Raw genomic sequence first — 19,115 nt, forward strand, 5'->3', positions numbered from 1 at the left:
CCAGCGATGGCGGGACTTTCCTGTATTCTGGGGATACGTTGCTTGTATTCCAAAATGCTAAAATTTGTTAAAATGACAAAAAATGGTAAAATTTGCTCAAAAACGCTAATTTTGTATTCCATAAGGGGAAATGAAACCTATATTTATACCCATGAAGGATATCGTCGAATATACGGACTACCGCAAGTTCATCCAGGACTACTACGATGAACGCAAGCGCAGCTCGGCCTTTACGTGGCGCGAGTTTGCGCGCGATGCCGGGTTCACGTCGCCGGTTTACCTGAAATATGTGTGCGAAGGCAAGAAGAACCTGAGCATCGGCGTGGCGGGCTCGGTCGCGAACGCCATGGGGCTTGCGGGTTTCGAGAGCACTTACTTTGTACTGATGGTCTCGTATGCGCATGCCAAGAGCGATGTAGCGAAACGGGCTGCTTTCGAGGAACGCTGCGCACTGGCGCGGGCGCACAAGGTGCGCGTGCTCGGGAGCGAGGAATTCGATTATTTCAAGTCGTGGAAAAATCCGGTTATCCGCGAGCTGGCGGTGCAGATGCCAGGAGCGAAACCGCTCGAGATTGCGCATGCCTGCAAGCCGAAGATTTCGGCGACGGAGGTTTCCGAGACGCTCGACTTTCTGGTGAAGGCGGAGCTTTTGAAGAAGGGCAAAAACGGCGTTTACCACCAGACGGAAAAGTCCGTGTCGATGGTCTCCGTGGATGCGGTGCCGGTGGCTGCCCGCGATATGCAGCGGCAGATGGGGGAGCTTGCGGTGAAGGCCTTGGACCTGCCGCTTTCGGAACGCGACATGTCGGGAGTTACGATCGGGCTTACGCGCCAGGCGTATGAAAAAATCAGGAAGGAGATCGCGGAATTCCGCCGCCGCATCGTGGCGATTGCAACAGAAGACGACGAGACCGAACAGGTTTACCGTATGAACTTGCAGTTGTTCCCGTTGAGCGAACGCCTGGAAAAAAAAATTTAAAAACAAGGGAGTAGGACGAGATGAAAAGTAACCTGAGTGATATGTTTCGCAGTGGCGTTGTTTGGATAATGCCGCTGGCAATGGCGTCGATTGTCGCAACGGCGTGTTCTGACGATGACAGCGGTTTTGCGGGTGGCTCTACGGAGGATACCGGCATTGTCGCCAACCTGGACGTGGCGGGCGTTTCGCAGAAGGGCCCGTTTGTGAAGGGCGCTACGGTGACGGTGCAGGGAATCGACTGCAAGACGCTCAAGTTCACGGACGAGGTGTTCGAGGGCAAGGTCAAGAGCGACAAGGGCGACTTTACTGTCGCGGATGTGTCGCTCAAGTCGACGTGTGCGCTGTTCGAGGTGACGGGTGAATACCGCAGCGAAATTACCGGAAATAAGTCTTCGGATGAGTTGACGCTGCATGCGCTGACCGATCTCAAGGATCGCAAGAACGTGAACATCAACGTGCTTACGGAACTGGAATACGAACGCCTGATGTTCCTCGTGACGGAAAAGGGCAAGAAATTTGCAGACGCGAAGGCGCGGGCCGAAAAGGAAGTGCTTGCGGCATTCGACATCAAGGGCGACTTCGTGGAGTTCGAAAACCTGAATATCTTCGAGGCGGGCGACGAGAACGCGGCGCTGCTTGCCGTGAGCGTGATGATGCAGGCGGAAACGGATGACGCGGGACTTGTTACGCGTATGGAAAAGTTCGTAGAATCGTTCGCGGAAACCGGCAAGTGGAAAGATTCCGGCACGAAAAAAACGATTTCGGAATGGGCGGTCGAGGCTACGGCAAATGGCGGGCTCGATTCCATCCGCAAGAATGTGGAAGCCTGGGACCTCGGGGATACCGTGCCCGCATTCGAGAAGTTCATCGAAGCCTACGCGGACGGCGACAGCGTTGTCTTAATCGTCACACCGAAGTCGAGCAGTAGTAAAAACGGTGATGCCGGCACATCGGCCGGCATGACATCCAGCAGTTCTTCCCAAGACACGACGTACAATGCCGAAAAGAATACTCTGACGGATACTCGCGACGGCAAGGTTTACAGGACCGTAACAATCGGCAATCAAATCTGGATGGCGGAGAACTTGAACTACAAAACAGACAGTAGTTTCTGCTATAATGATTCTGCCGAATATTGTGCAAAGTATGGCCGCCTTTATATATGGGATGCGGCGATAAGTGCTTGCCCCGAGGGTTGGCATCTGCCGGATACGACGGAGTGGGTGACTCTAATCACCGCTGTCGGTGGAAAGTCAACGGCGGGAAAGATGCTCAAGTCTACGAGTGGCTGGAATAGTGACGGCAATGGTACGGATGATTTCGGCTTCACTGTGTTGCCCGCTGGTGGCTGGGGGAGCAAGGACTTTGTGGGCGAGGCTGCTGTCTTCTGGACTTCTGAATGGTACGAAGGGTACGATGATTATGCGTATGGTATAAGATTGTACACGGATACCATTGTACGCAAGTTCTACAGTAACAAGTATATCGGGAGTTCGGTCCGTTGCTTGAAAGGCGAATCCCCAGTGGCTGGCTCTAGCAGTAGCCTGGCGAAATCGAGTAGCAGTTATTCTGATGGGTGGAGCTGGGATGTGCCCAAGGAAACTCGCCTGAATCCGAATATCAAGTACGACTCGATAATCGACCCGCGTGACAAGCAGGTTTACAAGGTCGTGAAAATTGAAGTGCCAGACTCAAATTATTCGCAGGTGTGGATGGCGGAGAACTTGAACTATGCCGATAGCGTCAAGACTCCGAGCTTGAAGGGCAACAACTGGTGCTATCAGGGTGATGAAAAAAAATGCAAGGTGAGTGGCCGTTATTACAGCTGGGCCGCTGCGATTGACTCGGTAGCACTAGCGAACGATGCCGAGGCTCCGTTGGATTGCGGCTATGGCAAAAAGTGCGGACTTGATCGAGCTGTGCAGGGAATTTGCCCTGACGGCTGGCATTTGCCGTCAATCTATGAATGGGGCCTATTGAGCGTGGCATTAGGAAATGCCCCTGTATCTGGTGAACCACTCAAGGCGTTGACTGGATGGAACTACGCCGGAACGCCTGACAACAACGGTACGGATCTTTACGGCTTTGCCGCACTCCCGACCGGAAGAAGAATTTCTGCTACTAAATGGGAAAAGGTGGGCTCGGATGTTTATTACTGGAGCGCTACTGAATACAGTGCCAATGATGGCCGGTATTTCAATATAAACAACGTTTATACCAATTCTTATACGTATCAGAATAGCAAGTCTTATGGACAAAGTGTCCGTTGCGTCAAAGGGGATCCTTCGATTGCACCGGTAAGACCTTCTTCAAGTTCTAGCGTTGATGAAACGAAGTCCAGTAGCAGCGTGACAAGCGTGTCAAACAGCAGTGTCCCTGAAGGGTATGTAGATCCTTCTACAGTAGTTACGGGAACCATGACGGACTCCCGCGATGGTCAGACGTACAAGACCGTAAAAATCGGCAATCAGGTATGGATGGCGGAGAATTTGAACTACGCATACACTGGCGTTCTCTATAATAATAGTGGCTACACCTCCGATTCCACTAGTTGGTGCTTTAGTAACGACTCTGCCAACTGCATCAAATATGGTCGCCTTTACACCTGGGCTGCAGCGATGGACAGTGTGGGAACGTGGTCTACGAATGGCAAGGACTGCGGCTATGGCGTGCAATGTACTCCGATTTACCCGGTGCGAGGCATATGCCCCGAGGGCTGGCATCTGCCGGATAAGGCGGAGTGGAATACATTGTTTACTGCTATCGGTGGAGCGTCAACGGCGGGCAAGATGCTCAGCTCCACTATCAGCTGGTCCAGCGTTCCTGGCGGCTGGGTCCGCGACGGATACGGCACGGATGCCTATTCCTTCTCGGCGTTGCCTGCTGGCCTCAGGGACGCCACTGGTTACAACAACGTTGGCTACCATGCGTACTTCTGGAGTTCCTCTGAGTACAATAGTTCCCGCACATATATCGTGGGCTTGGACGACGAATTCGACAAAGCTGACTTGTACGGCAGCGGCAAGGACTACGGGTACTCTGTCCGCTGTGTGAAGGATTAATTTTAGGGTAGAGAGGTTAGGACAATGAAAAGAGTTTTGGCAATATGTGCCGTGTCTGCATTCTTGTTTGCGGCTTGCGGCGATGACGAGAGCGGCAGTTTCACAACCCGCCCCGACGAGGATTCTTCTTCGTCTGTTTGCGAGGACTGCGACGGTTCAAGTAGTTCCTCTAGCGTCACACCGCAGTCGAGCGAAAGCGAGACAAGTGTGTCCAGCAGTTCTTCTGCGAAATCGAGTAGCAGTAAAAACGGCGATGCCAAGTCAAGTAGTAGTTCTGCGGAATCGTTGTCAAGTGATGCGTCGAGTATCAGTTTCTTTGAAGATGGAGTTACAGGAACTATGACTGATGGGCGTGACGGGCAAACATACAAGATTGTAAAAATCGGCAGACAAATCTGGATGGCGGAGAATCTCAACTACGCATACACAGGTGTTCCCTTTGAAAATGGTCTAATCACCTTCGATTCCACTAGCTGGTGCTATGACAACGATCCTGCCAACTGCACCAAGTATGGCCGCCTTTACACGTGGTCCGCCGCGATGGATAGCGTGGGCAGGTGGAGTACGAATGGCAAAGGTTGCGGCGATGAAACGGTGTGCTCGCCGACATACCCGGTGCGTGGCGTATGCCCTGAGGGCTGGCATTTGCCAACGGAATTAGAATGGGGTAGGCTATTTATATTAGACGGGTATACATCGACGGCGGCAGAGAGACTCAAATCGGCAAGTGGTTGGGCCGATAATGGAAATGGCTCCGATATCTATTCCTTTGCCGTATTGCCTGTTGGCATCAAGAATCCAATTGAAGGGTACGTAGGAGAGGGCTTCTGCACAACCTTTTGGACTTCTGATGGCGACGACGACTACTATGCGGATGCTAAGACCATGAACTACAACAGCAAAGGGGTGAGTGAGTATGGCTTCCACAAGAACTCCGGGTTCTCTGTCCGCTGCGTGAAAGACTAGCAATGAGGCGAGAGCAGCGCAGAAATGCTTGCGTTTTTGCATTGCCGAGCCGATTAGCGAGGGACTTCGTAGAAGTCCCCTGGCAAGCCGTTTGTTAGAAAGAAATGACCTCGCTAGCGCGCTAGCGGGGTTTTTGAGTTTTTTTTCTAAATTTGCGGTGACACTTTTTACCTCCATAGGTGTTATACTAGCATGAAGGGCAATAATCAGGCAAATCGCGAGAAAATGTCCGGGCTGTACGAGACCTACGCCCCGATGGTTTTCAGGCGCTGCCTCTATATGCTCAGGGACGAATCCGAGGCCCAGGACATGATGCAGAACGTGTTTTTACGCGTTTTTGAGCATTGGGACCGCCTCGACGCGACGCAGCCGAGCAGCCTCTTGTGGAATACGGCGACCAGGCTCTGCCTGAACCGCATCCGAGACAAGCACCGCCGTGGCCTCGATGTGGATTCGAACGAACTGTTGTTGACTATTGCCTGCGCGGACGAAGACCATGAAGAACAGGAGGCGAAGGGAATCCTCGCGAAACTGTTCTCGCACGAGCCGGAGTCTAGCCGCACGATGGCCGTGCTGCATTTTGTGGACGGCATGACGCTCGAGGAGACTGCCCGCGAGGTTGGGCTCTCGGTGAGTGGCGTGCGCAAGCGTTTGCGTGGTCTGCAGGCCAAGGTAAAGAATCTGGAGGTAAAGTGATGATCCCCGATTGGAAACTGGAACGATACCTTACGGGCGACCTGCCCGAAGGCGAGATGCGCGAGATTCGCGAACTCGAGAAGACGGACGAGATGCTCGCCCATCGTGTGAAGCTGCTGCGCGAGGACAACGCGGCAATTCTCCGCAAGATGCCTTTCGAGAGGCTCGCGGAGAAGATGGATGCCCGCGACAGTGGTGCGGAACGCAAGGACAACGTGGTGCATTTCGGTTTTGTGAAGTTCGCGGCCGCCGCGGCCCTGGTGCTTGCGGTGGTGTCGGTGGCGCTCTTTAGCCAGCGCGAAATCGGCCCGGCTACGGACGGTGGTGCACGGGCGATGGATGTTGCCTTGGCCGATGTCCCGGATGACGGCGCGCGCATCAAGGGTCTGGATGCCCGCATGGAAGTCTGGAAGAAGACAGGCGACAGCGCGGTACAGATGTCGAACCTGGGCGAGGCACGCGAGGGTGACGAAATCCAGTTGCGCTACGCGGTGCCCGAAAAGTGCTACGGAATGCTCTTCAGCATGGATGGAAACGGGACCGTCACGATGCACATGGCCGATGGCTCGCAGGCGATTGCTCTCGAACCCGGCAAGATGACGACGCTCCCGTTCGCCTACAAGCTCGACAACGCGCCGAAATTCGAGAAGTTCTTCTTGCTCACGTCGCGTGCGGCGTTCGAGCTGGACGCGAACAACATTGATGCGCTGCTCAAGAGCAAGGGCGTGCGCTCCGTATCTATCACATTACGCAAGGTTGGGGAATAGTAGGATGAAGAACATTATCGAAAAGTTGGACGCGTCGATTACGCTCCATATAATTTCACTGATTGCAATTCTTTTTTTCGCTGCGGCTTCTAATGCGAATGCGGCCCAGCAGGGCGATAACGCGCGCATCAACCGCTACGTGGTGGCGGTGAGCGCGAACTATGGCGGGCAGGGCCGGCCGGTGCTTCGCTATGCGGAAAGTGACGCGAAGTCGTTCGCGAAGGTGCTCGGTGAGATGGGCGGCGTGCAGGCGGGTAACGTGGTGCTCGTGAAGGAGCCGGGCGTGGCCGCCCTCCAGAAGCAACTCGACGGTCTTGACGCGAAAATCGCGCAGGGCAAGAACGCTGCGGGCCGCAACGAGGTGCTGTTTTACTACAGCGGGCATGCCGACGAGAAGGGCCTGCGTCTGGGTAACGAAGTCTATGCCTGGAAGGAGCTGCGCAAGCGCATCGACGCGATGAACGCCGACGTGAAGATTGCGGTTATCGATGCCTGCGGCTCGGGTGCTATCACGCGCCTGAAGGGCGGCGTGGCGGTGCCCGCGTTCATGGTGGACCAGAGCAGCGACATGAAGGGCTACGCGTTCATTACCAGCAGCACGCAGGATGAATCTAGCCAGGAAAGCGACAAGCTGAAGGGCTCGTTCTTCACGCACTCGCTGGTGAGCGGGCTCCGCGGCGCCGGTGACCTGAGCGGTGACGGCAAGGTCACTTTGTCCGAGGCCTATCAGTTTGCCTTTAACGAAACTCTCCAGCGCACCGAGAAGACGATGGGCGGCGCCCAGCACCCGAGCCGCGACATGAACCTCGCGGGAACAGGCGATGTGGTGATGACCGACCTGCGCAGCACAAGCGCGGGCCTCGAACTCGACGAGGATGTGGACGGTCGCCTGTTCATTCGCGATGCAAACGGAGAACTCGTCGCAGAACTCTACAAGAAGGCGGGACGCGCGATGAGCCTCGGGTTCCCTGCCGGCAAGTACAGCGTGCGCCTGGAACGCCCTGCGGAATTCAGCGAGGCGGTGGTGACGCTCCAGAACAACCGCCGCGAAAAGCTTTCGCACAGGCAGTTTGCCGCCGTAAGCGCCGAAAAGACGACGCTGCGTGGCGAAATCGGCGGGAATAGGGTTTGTGCTGACGGTGATACCATCGCATGCTCGCTCGACTCTCTCGATCACAATGGCAAATACCGTGTGACCTTCAACGCGGTGGACAGCGACAAGGACCCGCGCAAGGGAATCCAGATTGGTTTCTTTGTCGCAGAGGCCGATGACTACATGCTCGGAACGCAGCTGAGCCTTATCGCGAACGTCGCGAGAAAAGAGATGCACGGTCTGCAGGTGACCGACATCTACAACGGCGCGAATGCTCATTTCGAGGGTGCGCAGATTAGCGGCATGATCAACTACGCGCAGTCCTTTGACGGTGCGCAGATTGCGTCGACGCTCAATATTGCGGGCAAGAATTCCTCGGGCGCGCAGATTTCGAGTACGGCGAACTTTATCGCAGACTCCCTCAATGGCGCCCAGGTTTCTCCGGCATTAAACTATGCCGGCCAGGCCGACGTGCAGGTGACGGCTGCCATGAACATTGCGGGCGAAGCCGGTGTGCAGGTTTCTGCAGCCATGAACATCGCCGGGGAATCCGACGTGCAGGTGACCGCAGCCATGAACATCGCAGGCACTGTCGAAGGCGCGCAGGTGAGTACCATGAACATCGCGGGCAGGGCGAACGGAAGGCAGGTCGGTATAATCAACATCTGCGGTACTTGCGAATCCACCCCGATAGGGCTCATCAACATCGTGGGTAACGGCGTGTGGAGCGTGACTTCTGCCGTGAACGAGATGGGTGCGCTCGGGCTTTCGCTCCACTTGGGCACGGCCTACCTGTTTACTGCCTTTGAAGGAACTCGCGAATTCGAGAAGGGCTCGAACTTCAAGCATTTCAGCGACATGTACGAAACGGGTCTCGGTATCGGTACGCAGTTCGGCAAGTACGGCAACCACTTTGAACTCGAGTACATGTTCCTCAATGCACGCGAAGGTTTCGGCATGGACACGGACGAGGATGATATCAACTTCCATCACCGCCTGCGCCTGGGCTTCGTGCACAAGCTATTCCCGGGCTTCGGCATGACTGTCGGCGGCACGCTCAATATAGTGAGCGAAGGGAATGCAGATAAAGTAATTGTCAAGCCCCGCAGTGAATACCACGACGATTTCAGCGTCAATGGGCACAAGGCCCGCTGGTGGCCCGGCTTCTACGCTGGCCTCACCGTGGGAAGGTTCTAAAAATAAAGTCTAATCCGCGCAAAGCCTGCCGAGTTCGTCCTTCTTTTCGAGGATGGTATCGAGCAGGCTTTTGTAATCCATGTCGGTATTGCTGCGGAGCAATTCGGTAATTTCTACGGCCGGCGTGTAGAGCGGCGTGAGCGAGAGGTTCCCGAGAACACCCTTCAGCGCATGGGCCGCCTCGAAGGCGGCTTTCAGATCTTTCGCGGCAATGGAATCCTTGAGCTTGCCGAAATTGGCCTCGCCGGGAATGGTCGCCACGAGTTTCAGGTACAGCGCCTCGTTCCCGAAGCAGCGTGCAAGCCCCTCGGCGGTATTTGCCCCAAAAGTGTTCAGTTTTTCGATGGTAATCATGCGCCCCTCTGGTGTTCAAGTTCCTTTTCGATGAAGGGTACAAAGTCCTTCGGCGGGACCGGCTTCGAGAAGAAGTATCCCTGGATAATCTGGCAGCCCATTCCCTTGAGGGTATCGAGCTGCGACTGCGTTTCTACGCCTTCCGCTACGGCAGGAATCTTGAGGAATTTCGCAATGCCCGCCACAAGTTCCACGAGCTTCAGGTTGCGTTCGTCCTTTTCCATGTTGCGCACGAACGACATGTCGATTTTCAGGATGTCGATGGGCAGCGTGGTAATCATGTTCAACGAGGAGTATCCGGAACCGAAATCGTCCATCTCGATGCGGAATCCCTTCTTGCGCAGGTTCTCGATGACCTCGATAAGGCGCTCCATGTTCTCGCAGTAGGCGCTCTCAGTCACTTCGAGCATATATTCTTCCGGAGAAAGGCCGTTTTCTTCGAGGAGCCGCATGAGTTTCGTTTCCAGTTCCGGGTCCATGATGTCGATGCGGGACACGTTCACGGAAACGGGCACCGTCACGCCGAATTCGTCCTTCCATTTGCGGATCTGTTTTGCGACCTCGTTCCAGACAAAGTTGTCTACTTTTTGTATAAGGCCGTTCCCTTCGAACAGCGGGATAAAGTCGCCCGGGCTTATGAATCCGAGTGTCGGGTGTATCCAGCGGATGAGGGCTTCTGCACTGGTGAGCCGCGGGGTATCTCCTTCGATGTTGTACTTGGGCTGGTAATAGACAATCAGGTTCTTGTTGTCTATGGCGCTCTGCAAGTCGCGGATGAGAGTTTCCTCGAACATGTAGCGGGAATGCATCTCGTTGTTATAGCGGGTGAACGCCTGCGTCAGGTCGCCGCGGTTCCTGTCGCAGGCAGCCTTTGCGCGGTCAAACCATGCCTCGATTTCCACGTTGCGGTCCACGTTTTCCCACAGGCCAAAGCGCACGCGGATGTGGTTTACCTCGAAGAATTCGGTAAGGATTCCCTGGACGATGTTGCGGATGTTGTCGTAGCTTTCCTGGTGCGTCGCGAAGATGTAGAATGTGTCCGCGTCTGCGCGGCAGGCGATGGCGTTCATGGGGGCGAGTTCATTCTTGAGCGCGCTACCGATTTCTGCAAGCAGGCGGTCGCCAAAGTCCCTTCCGCAGAACTCGTTCACCAGGTGGAACTGTTCGATGTCAAATACTATTGCGTCGCGCGGGATGTCCCTGCTCCACAGTTCTATCTGGCGGATGTATTCAAAGAAGTAGTCCTTGGTGTAGAGACCCGAAACATGGTCGCGCTCCGTCTGGCGGATAATGTCCTGGTCTTCGAAGAGTTCGATGATTCTTTCGCAGCGGGCGAGCACCACTTCGGGCATGTCGAAGGGTTTGGCGATAAAGTCGGCGGCGCCCAGTTTGAGACTGCGGACTTCGGATTCCTTTTCGGAGGTCATCACGATGACCGGAATGCGCTTGAGTGTTTCGGTGGTTTCTCTTTTTTTCAGGAATTCAAACCCGTCCATCACGGGCATGAGCAGGTCCAGCAGGATAAGCGAGAACCGCTTGTCTTGCCTGGAGAGTGCTGCGAGGGCTTCCTTGGCGTTGTCGGCATATTCGACGTCGTAGTTCACGGAAAGGATATTACCCAGGATTTCTCGGTTTACCACCTCGTCGTCTACGATTAGGACGTGTCTCTTGACGGTAGTGATCTGGCGTAGTTTTTTCATTGGAGAAAACTCCTTTTATCCGTGAATAAATATATGTAAAAAGAAATAAAAAGGTATCGGATTGTGCGACAAAGCATTTTTTTTAGATATCTTTAAAACAGAATTACTAGAATACGAGGTCCCCATGTTCGGTCGACACCTTCCCCTGAGCGAACAGGCTTTGCAAGTTATCGAGCAGATCGGCGAAGACATGCCGGGCGGCTTTTTCATTTACAAGGCGACTGGCAACGAGGAACTGCTATACGCAAACAAGGCCGTGTTCAAGATTTTCGGCTGCGAGACGCTCGAGGAATTCAAGGAACTTACGGGCTATACCTTCAAGGGGATGCTCTACCCAGACGACTACGAGAAGGTCTCCGGCTCCATTGTGGACCAGATCGAAAAGAGCCAAGGCAACCTGGACTACGTGGAATACCGAATTGTCCGCAAGGACGGTAAAATCCGCTGGCTCGACGACTACGGCCATTATGTGAACTCCGATGTGTACGGCGGGCTTTTCTACGTGTTTATTTCGGACATTACCGAAAAGCGCGTGCAGATGGAGGCGGACAAGGCTGTATTTACTGCGGTCATCGATGCGTTGAGCCGCGCGTACTACGCCGTATGGCTCATCAACGACATAGCGACCGGGAGTTTCTCGCTGTTCCGTGCCGACACCTCCGATGGCAGCATCCACGCGAGGCCCACCAACGAGGCCCTGGAACTGCTCACCTACGAAGACGCCAAGGCGAACTACATCAACAACTATGTTGCCCCGTCGGATAGGGAGCGCCTGGAAAAGGAACTGACGCTTGAAAACATTGTGGCGAACACCACGAGCAAGAAGGTTTTCGGCGTAGGGTTCAAGCGCATCGTCGGGGGCGAAGAACGGTACTACCGCATCGAGTTTGCGCAGGTGCAGCTCCCCAATGGCAAGACCGGCATCGTGGCGGGTTTCAAGGATGTAGACGAGGATGTGCGCAAGGACCAGGAAATACAGCAGGTGCTGCGCGACGCCATCGATTCGGCAAATGCCTCCAGCAAGGCGAAAAGCGACTTCCTTTCGAGCATGAGCCACGACATCCGTACGCCCATGAACGGGATTATCGGCATGACGGCAATCGCGACTGCCCACCTGGACGACCGGGAACGCGTGGAAGACTGCCTCAAGAAAATTTCGGAAGCCTCGAGCCACCTGCTTTCGCTCATCAACGAGGTGCTCGACATGAACAAGATCGAGTCGGGCAAGGTGGAACTGAACGAGGAGAACTTCAACCTCTCGGAACTCGTGGATACGCTGCTTGCGATGACCAAGGTGCAGCTCGAAAGCCACCACCACACCCTGAAGCTTGACGTTGCGGACGTGGTTCACGAAAACGTCATCGGCGACAGCCACCGCATCCAGCAGGTGTTCGTGAACTTGATGAGCAATGCCATCAAGTACACTCCCGATGGCGGGACCATCTCGCTCACGGTGGCGGAAAGGCCTACCAACGCCCATGGTGTCGCCTGCTACGAATTTGTCTTTGAAGACAACGGCATCGGCATGACGGAGGATTTCCAGAAGCACCTGTTCGAACCGTTCACGCGTGCAAACGACAAGAAGACGGCAGCAATCCAGGGAACGGGTCTGGGCATGACCATCACGCAGAGCCTTGTGCGCATGATGGGTGGCGACATCCAGGTGAAAAGCAAGCCCGGAGAGGGCTCGCGGTTTGCCGTCACCATCTACCTCAAGTTTTTGGACGTGCAGAATGCGGAAGCCCGCAAGGAAGACCCGCTCAAGAATCTGGAAGACCTCAAGTTCGAGGGCAAGCGCATCTTGCTGGTGGAAGACCACCCGGTCAATGCGGAAATTGCGAAGAACGTATTGCAGATGACGGGGCTCGAAATAGAATGGGTCATGGATGGCGCAGCGGCCGTGGAACGGATGGCGGACAGTAGCGAGGGTGAATTCGACCTGGTGTTCATGGACATCCAGATGCCCAACATGGATGGCTACCAGGCGACTGCGGCCATCAGGGCCATGACGACCTATGCAAGGAGAATCCCCATCGTGGCGATGACCGCGAACGCCTTTGCCGACGATATCCGCAAGGCGAAGGAAGTCGGCATGAACGACCATATCTCCAAGCCGATAGATTTCAAGGAACTTGCGAAAATTTTGCAGAAGTGGATAAGGGTGTAGCGTTATGTTGTCTGAAAAACGCAAAAAATTGTCCGTTTTGAGTGCGTGGGCGCTCTCCTTCGGTTGTGCCGTAGGCTGGGGTGCATTCGTGATGCCCGCGACAACGCTCCTGCCGATTGCGGGCCCCCTGGGAACAGTTATCGCCCTTGTGCTTGGCGCCGTGCTGATGGGTGTCATCGCCTACAATTTCCACATCATGATGAACCGCATTCCCGGCACGGGGAGCGTATTCTCCTTTACCAAGCAGCTTTTCGGCTACGACCATTCCTTCCTTTGCACCTGGGCCACGGCCCTTGCGTACCTGGCGGTATTGTGGGCCAATATGTCGGCTTTTGTGCTGTTTATCCGTTTCTTGTTCGGACCCGTACTGCAAAGGGGCTTCAGTTATACCATCATGGGCTACGAGGTCTGGGCAGGCGAGCTGTTTACCACGCTTGCAATTATACTTCTGTTCGGGTTCATCAGTTGCAGGAACACCAACGTGCTGCGCCTGGTGAATACGGTGCTTGCCCTCATATTCTTTGGCGGTGTGGTCAGCCTGTTTGCAATTATTGCCTGCAAGGGCGGGATTGATTTCTCGGATATGGGCCCGGCCTTTGCGACGGCGGGAGTCGCGAAGGACCATTCCCCCCTGATGCAGATCGTGAACGTGCTGGTGCTTGCCCCCTGGGCATTTGTAGGCTTTGGCGTGGTGAGCTTTGCCTCTTCCACCTATGACTTCAAGCCGAAATATGGTTTCGCCATCATGGTGGCGGCTCTTGCAACCGGAGCGATTGTCTACGCCCTCATAGCTCTTCTTTCGGCTTCGGCAAACCCTGCAGGATCCGGCAATTGGGAAACCTATTTTGCCAACCTGCAAAACTTCAAGGGAATCGATGCCGTCCCGGTATTCCACGCCGTTTTCAGGACCCTCGGCAACGGCGGCCTTATTGTGCTCGCCATAACCATCACGGCGGCCATTTCCACGAGCCTTCTTGGGCTTTACCGAACAATCGGGCGCATGTTCCTGAGCCTCGCCGAAGATTCCGTGATGCCGTCCTGGTTCGGGCATGTCAACCGTCACGGCGCCACCAACTACGGCATTATCTACGTGATGCTCCTTTCCTGCATTATTCCGTTCTTCGGGAGAACGGCCATCGGCTGGATTGTGGACATCACCTCCATCAGTGCATCTATCATTTATCTGTATGTTTCTGCGGGGATAGTGAAAATTGCCCGCAGTGAAACCGGCCGACAAAAGACAGTGCTGAACTTTACCGGAATCCTGGGTGTCGTAATATCCGCCTTCTTCTTTTTCTTCCCGCTTACGCCGACGCTTTGGAACATGAACACAATTGCCACGGAATCCTTCATGATTCTGATGGCGTGGAGCATTGTGGGGTTCGTCGTTTACAGGGCCGTGTTCATGCGCGACCAGGAGAATCGATTTGGTAAGTCGGCCATTATGTGGGTGACTATGCTGTTCATATTGCTGTTCTCGGCGGTGATGTGGGAACGCCAGGTCACCAACGACGAAACCGAGGATGTCATCGCGCATATCAGCGAGTTCCATACGGATCTGCATAAAAAGATGCATATTCCCATGACCGAAGGCCAGATAGTCCAGGAAAAGGACTTCATGGAAGAGCAGATGGACCTTGTCCGCGATTCCCAGCTGAAGAACAATCTGGTAGAAACGCTCTTCATCGTCCTGTGCATTTTCATCGTGGTGAACATTTACCGCACGCAGCAGCAGCGCGAACAGAAGTTGGACCACGAAAAGCATATCGCCGAGGAATCCAACAGGGCAAAGACCATTTTCCTTTCGAACATGAGTCACGACCTGCGCACGCCCATGAATGCCATTATCGGCTACACCAACCTGGCGCGCAAACCGGAGGCGACCCCCGAGCAAATCCAGAAATACCTGACCAAGATTGACTCCTCTAACATGTACCTGATGGCCCTCATCAACGACATGCTCGAAATGAGCCGCATCGAAATCGGGAAGATGGAACTGGAAGAGCGGCCCACCGACCTGCGGAAAATGATGGATGAAATCCGCGACATGTTCGAGGCGCAGATGGTGGGCAAGAACATCGCCTTTGCCGTGAAATACGACGGCCTCAGGAACCCGGTGGTGCTCTGCGACAGGAACCGCATGAACCGCGTGATTCTGAACCTGGTCAGCAACGCATTCAAGTTTACTTCGGAAGGCGGGCACGTTTCCGTGACTCTCGCCGAAAAGGAATGCATCGAAGAGGGCAAGGCCGCATTCGAAATCCGCGTGAAGGATGACGGTATCGGCATTTCGCCCGAGTTTGCAGACCGCGTGTTTGACGCCTTCGAGCGGGAACGCGTCTCTACCATCAGCGGCGTGCAGGGAACGGGCCTCGGGCTTGCCATTGCAAAGAACGTCGTGACACTGATGGGCGGGACCATCAGGTTTGATTCGAAGGTCGGTGAAGGGACGGAATTCTTCATGAACGTGGAACTGAAGAAAGCTACAGGCACGGAGGTTCCCGAAAGCGGCGAACGCAATACCTCCATCGCAGCCAAGGCGGATTTCACGAACATGCGGCTGTTGCTGGTAGAAGACATGGAAGTGAACCGCGAGCTTGCAAAAATCATTCTCGAAAGTCTCGGGTTCAAGGTTGAGATGGCGGTAAACGGCAAGCAGGCGGTCGATATGGTGGAGAAGAACCCCGCCGGTTACTACAACGGGATTGTCATGGATATCCAGATGCCCGTGATGGACGGCTGCGAAGCGAGTCGCCAGATTCGAGCGCTCTCCGACAAGAAGAAGGCGGAAGTTCCCATTATCGCCATGACTGCGAACGCCTTTGGCGATGACCTCAAGAAGTCGAAAGAAGCCGGCATGAACGCTCACCTGGCAAAGCCCATCGATGTCGGCATGCTCACGGAAACACTTGCGCAATGGGTACGGTAAAGTTTTAACAGGACAATGTTATGGAAACGAAAAAAAGAATCGGGATTGTAAGTATCGCCACTATCGTGGCCCCCATCATCGTTATCATCCTTGTGCTGGGGACAATCTTCACGGGGCGCCATGCGAGCGGAGATACGGAAAAGGCCGTGCGCAACGTAACGCTCCTCTTTATGAACGAACTCGCGAACCGCCGCGAACAGGTGGTGGCGTCGAAATTGAACGGCTACATCAACGACCTGGATGTGGCGGTGGGCCTGCTTTCAAAAGAAGACCTCGCAAGTACTGCAAGCTTACAGAGCTACCAGCTCCGCATGAAGCAACTGTACGGTCTAGAAAAGTTCGCCTTCGTGGACACTACGGGTCTCATCTACACATCCCGCGGTACGCGTACCGACATTGATCTCTATAATTTCGATTACAGGACCCTGGCAAAATCCGAAATTTCATTAAAGAAAAACAGTGAAGAAAAGAAGACTGTTGTCATTGCCGTGCCTGTGGACCGTCTTGCCTTTAATGGTCGGGTTTTGGTCGTGTGCTTCATGGAAATCGACATGAACCGCATGCTGGAAGGTATTTCGCTGGAATCCGACCGGCAGGGAATTACATTTTGCAACATCTACTCGAAGGCTGGCAATTCGCTTACGAATCTGGTGCTAGGCGGGCTCGCGAGCGGCGACAATCTGCTTGCCGCCATGGAAAAAGCCAGCTTCGAAAAGGGGTTCTCCATGGAAAAGATGCGTTCCGACTTCGCGAACCACGAGGCGGGCGTCGTTTCCTTCGAGTACAACGGCATCCGTGAAACCATGTACTATGTTCCCATCCATTCTACGGACTGGATGCTGACCTACCTTATCCGCGAAAGCGTCATCTCCGAGCAAATCGGTTCCATTTCGGAAGACATTTTGGAACGCAGCCTTTTGCTATCCGGAATTATCGCGCTAGTGCTCTTGACCGTGTTCCTGTTCCTCTTCATGCAAATCAGGCGTGCAACACAACTCAAGCTGGAAAAAGAGGTGGCCGATGCCGAAAGCCGCATCAAGCAGGAAAAACTGGAAGAACAGCTTGCGCTCCAGCAGAAGTTAGTTGAAGAAGAACGCAAGAGGAACGAACAGCGTAACATGATTACCGCGCTTGCGTCAGATTACCGTAGCGTCTACTACCTGAACCTGGATACCGGAATGGCGATATGCTACCGCAAGGACGGCTCCGTTCCGGTACCTTTCAAGGAAGGGGACAAAATCGGCTACCTGGAAAGTTTCAAAACCTATGCCGAAAAGTTTGTCGCACCGGAATCTCGCGAAAAGTTCCTCGCCTTTATACAGCCCGAAAACGTGCGCGCGGGTGTCGCGAAGAACAAGATCTATACCTTGCGCTACCTGGCAAACCATGGCGGCAAGGAAAGTTACGAAATGCTGCGCATGGCGGGCGTGCACAATGCCGGCGACGCCCCGGATGCACCGCTCCGCATTGTAGGTTTCGGATTTTCCGATATCGACGAGGAAATGCGCGATTCTCTTGCCAAGAACCAGGCGCTTTCCGATGCGCTCAAGACGGCGGAAGAGGCGAGCAAGGCGAAGACCATATTCCTCTCCAACATGAGCCACGAAATCCGCACGCCCATGAACGCGATTATCGGCCTCGACAGCCTTGCACTGCACGAACCCGAGATTTCGTCGAAGACGCGCGGCTACCTGGAAAAGATCGGCTCCTCCGCAGAACACCTGCTGAGCCTCATCAACGAGATTCTGGACATGAGCCGTATCGAGAGCGGCCGCACGAAGATCAATAGCGAAGAATTCTCGTTCCCCAAGCTTTTGGAGCAGGTGAACACCATCATCGACGACCAGAGCCGCACCAAGGGCCTGAACTATTCGTGCCATGTGGCGGGCAGCCTGGACGACTACTACGTCGGCGACGTCACCAAGATTCGCCAGATTCTCATCAACATCCTGGGCAATGCGGTCAAGTTCACCCCGAAGGGCGGAAACATCGACCTCAACGTGGAAAAGATTGCTGCGTTCGACAACAAGTCCACGCTCGTCTTCAAGATTAGCGATACCGGTATCGGCATCAGCAAGGAATTCCTGCCCAAGATTTTCGACACGTTCACCCAGGAAAACGCCACCACGGCTTTCAAGTACGGCAGCAGTGGCCTCGGCATGGCGATTACCAAGGGTATCGTCGACATGATGAACGGTAAGATCGATGTGGAAAGCGAAAAGGGCAAGGGGACCACGTTCTGCGTGACGCTCACCCTCAACGATAGCATGCGCAAGCAGGCGACCGACGACGAAATCGAAATTCACCCGAGCGAAATGAGCGTGCTGGTGGTGGACGACGACGAGATTGCCCTGGGGCACGCGAAACTCGTGCTCGACAAGGCGGGAATCCTCACCGACACGGTGCTTACGGGCAAGGAAGCGGTGGAGATGGCGAAACTCCGCCACGCGAGACGCGAGCCCTACAACCTGATTGTGATTGACTGGCAGATGCCCGAGATGAACGGCATCGAGACGGCGCGCGAAATCCGCAAGGTGACCGGCGACGAGTCCGCCATTATCATATTGACGGCCTACAACTGGGACGACATCCTGGACGAGGCCCTGGCAGCCGGCGTGGACTGCTTCATTTCTAAGCCCTTGTTCTCGGGAATCCTGCTGGACGAATTCAAGAACGCCCTCCGGCGCAAGAAGGAACACACCTCGCTTGCGAAGAACAAGGCGGAACTTGCCGGAAAGCGGGTTCTCCTTGCCGAAGACATGGATGTCAACGCGCAGATCATGATGGAAGTGCTGAAGATGCGGGACTTGCAGGTGGAACTGGCCGTAAACGGTCGCAAGGCCCTGGAAATGTTCCGCGACCATCCCGAAAATTATTACGATGCCATCCTCATGGACGTGCGCATGCCCGAAATGGACGGTCTGGAAGCGACAGCCGCCATCCGCAAGCTGGATCGCGATGACGCCAAGAAGGTTCCGATTATCGCGCTCACGGCAAACGCCTTTGACGAAGACGTGCAGCGGAGCCTGCAGGTGGGCATGAATGCGCACCTTTCCAAACCCATCAATCCGGACCACCTTTACCAAACTCTTGAAGAAATGATCTGGACGGCAGAAAATAGGAAGTGTTTATTCCCGGAATATAATAAGAAACGCCTGTGATTAGGCCCACAGGCCGCGCTATGCCTAATGAGAACTTTAAAGTG

11 protein-coding genes are annotated in these 19,115 nt (G+C 54.6%); 9 read left to right on the top strand and 2 right to left on the bottom strand.

What is annotated here, in order from left to right; translation table 11 throughout:
- The first annotated feature begins 151 nt into the window (after positions 1-151).
- From B4B27_RS08660 to B4B27_RS08685, 6 genes are all read left to right on the top strand, one after another.
- Positions 152-979, top strand: a complete 828-nt coding sequence (locus B4B27_RS08660; protein ID WP_290725684.1) for a TIGR02147 family protein — start codon at positions 152-154, stop codon at positions 977-979.
- Between the two features lie 80 nt (positions 980-1,059).
- On the top strand, positions 1,060-4,041 hold the full coding sequence (locus tag B4B27_RS08665; RefSeq protein ID WP_290725686.1) for a fibrobacter succinogenes major paralogous domain-containing protein: 2,982 nt from the start codon (positions 1,060-1,062) through the stop codon (positions 4,039-4,041).
- 24 nt (positions 4,042-4,065) lie between these two features.
- Positions 4,066-5,007, top strand: a complete 942-nt coding sequence (locus B4B27_RS08670; protein ID WP_290725688.1) for a fibrobacter succinogenes major paralogous domain-containing protein — start codon at positions 4,066-4,068, stop codon at positions 5,005-5,007.
- 192 nt (positions 5,008-5,199) lie between these two features.
- Entirely contained in the window at positions 5,200-5,703 is a 504-nt protein-coding gene (locus B4B27_RS08675; RefSeq protein WP_173366593.1) for an RNA polymerase sigma factor, read from the top strand.
- A complete protein-coding gene (locus tag B4B27_RS08680) occupies positions 5,700-6,470 on the top strand; it encodes a hypothetical protein (RefSeq protein ID WP_290725691.1) in 771 nt (256 codons plus the stop codon). The genes B4B27_RS08675 and B4B27_RS08680 overlap by 4 nt, the downstream gene beginning before the upstream one ends.
- 4 nt (positions 6,471-6,474) lie before the next feature.
- Positions 6,475-8,760, top strand: a complete 2,286-nt coding sequence (locus B4B27_RS08685) for a caspase family protein (RefSeq protein ID WP_290725692.1) — start codon at positions 6,475-6,477, stop codon at positions 8,758-8,760.
- A gap of 9 nt (positions 8,761-8,769) precedes the next feature.
- Here B4B27_RS08685 and B4B27_RS08690 read toward each other — a convergent pair whose 3' ends face one another.
- Both B4B27_RS08690 and B4B27_RS08695 read right to left on the bottom strand, forming a co-directional pair.
- Positions 8,770-9,114 (bottom strand): Hpt domain-containing protein, encoded by a 345-nt coding sequence (locus B4B27_RS08690; protein WP_290725694.1) that lies wholly within the window; start codon positions 9,112-9,114, stop codon positions 8,770-8,772.
- Positions 9,111-10,814 carry a putative bifunctional diguanylate cyclase/phosphodiesterase gene (locus tag B4B27_RS08695; protein WP_290725698.1) on the bottom strand — a complete coding sequence of 568 codons (1,704 nt, stop codon included), beginning with the start codon at positions 10,812-10,814 and terminating at the stop codon, positions 9,111-9,113. Before B4B27_RS08695 ends, B4B27_RS08690 begins: the two co-directional genes overlap by 4 nt.
- Positions 10,815-10,938: 124 nt before the next feature.
- Between B4B27_RS08695 and B4B27_RS08700 the strand changes: the two genes are divergently transcribed.
- The 3 genes from B4B27_RS08700 to B4B27_RS08710 are packed head-to-tail and all read left to right on the top strand — an operon-like array spanning position 10,939 to position 19,071.
- Positions 10,939-12,981, top strand: a complete 2,043-nt coding sequence (locus B4B27_RS08700; RefSeq protein WP_290725700.1) for a hybrid sensor histidine kinase/response regulator — start codon at positions 10,939-10,941, stop codon at positions 12,979-12,981.
- Between the two features lie 37 nt (positions 12,982-13,018).
- Positions 13,019-15,910, top strand: coding sequence for an amino acid permease (locus B4B27_RS08705; protein WP_290725702.1), 2,892 nt, complete (start codon positions 13,019-13,021; stop codon positions 15,908-15,910).
- 20 nt (positions 15,911-15,930) lie between these two features.
- Entirely contained in the window at positions 15,931-19,071 is a 3,141-nt protein-coding gene (locus B4B27_RS08710) for a response regulator (RefSeq protein WP_290725704.1), read from the top strand.
- Positions 19,072-19,115: the final 44 nt, after the last annotated feature.

The sequence above is a fragment of the Fibrobacter sp. UBA2449 genome, from assembly GCF_002342555.1.
In the GTDB taxonomy this organism is placed as follows: Bacteria; Fibrobacterota; Fibrobacteria; order Fibrobacterales; family Fibrobacteraceae; genus Fibrobacter.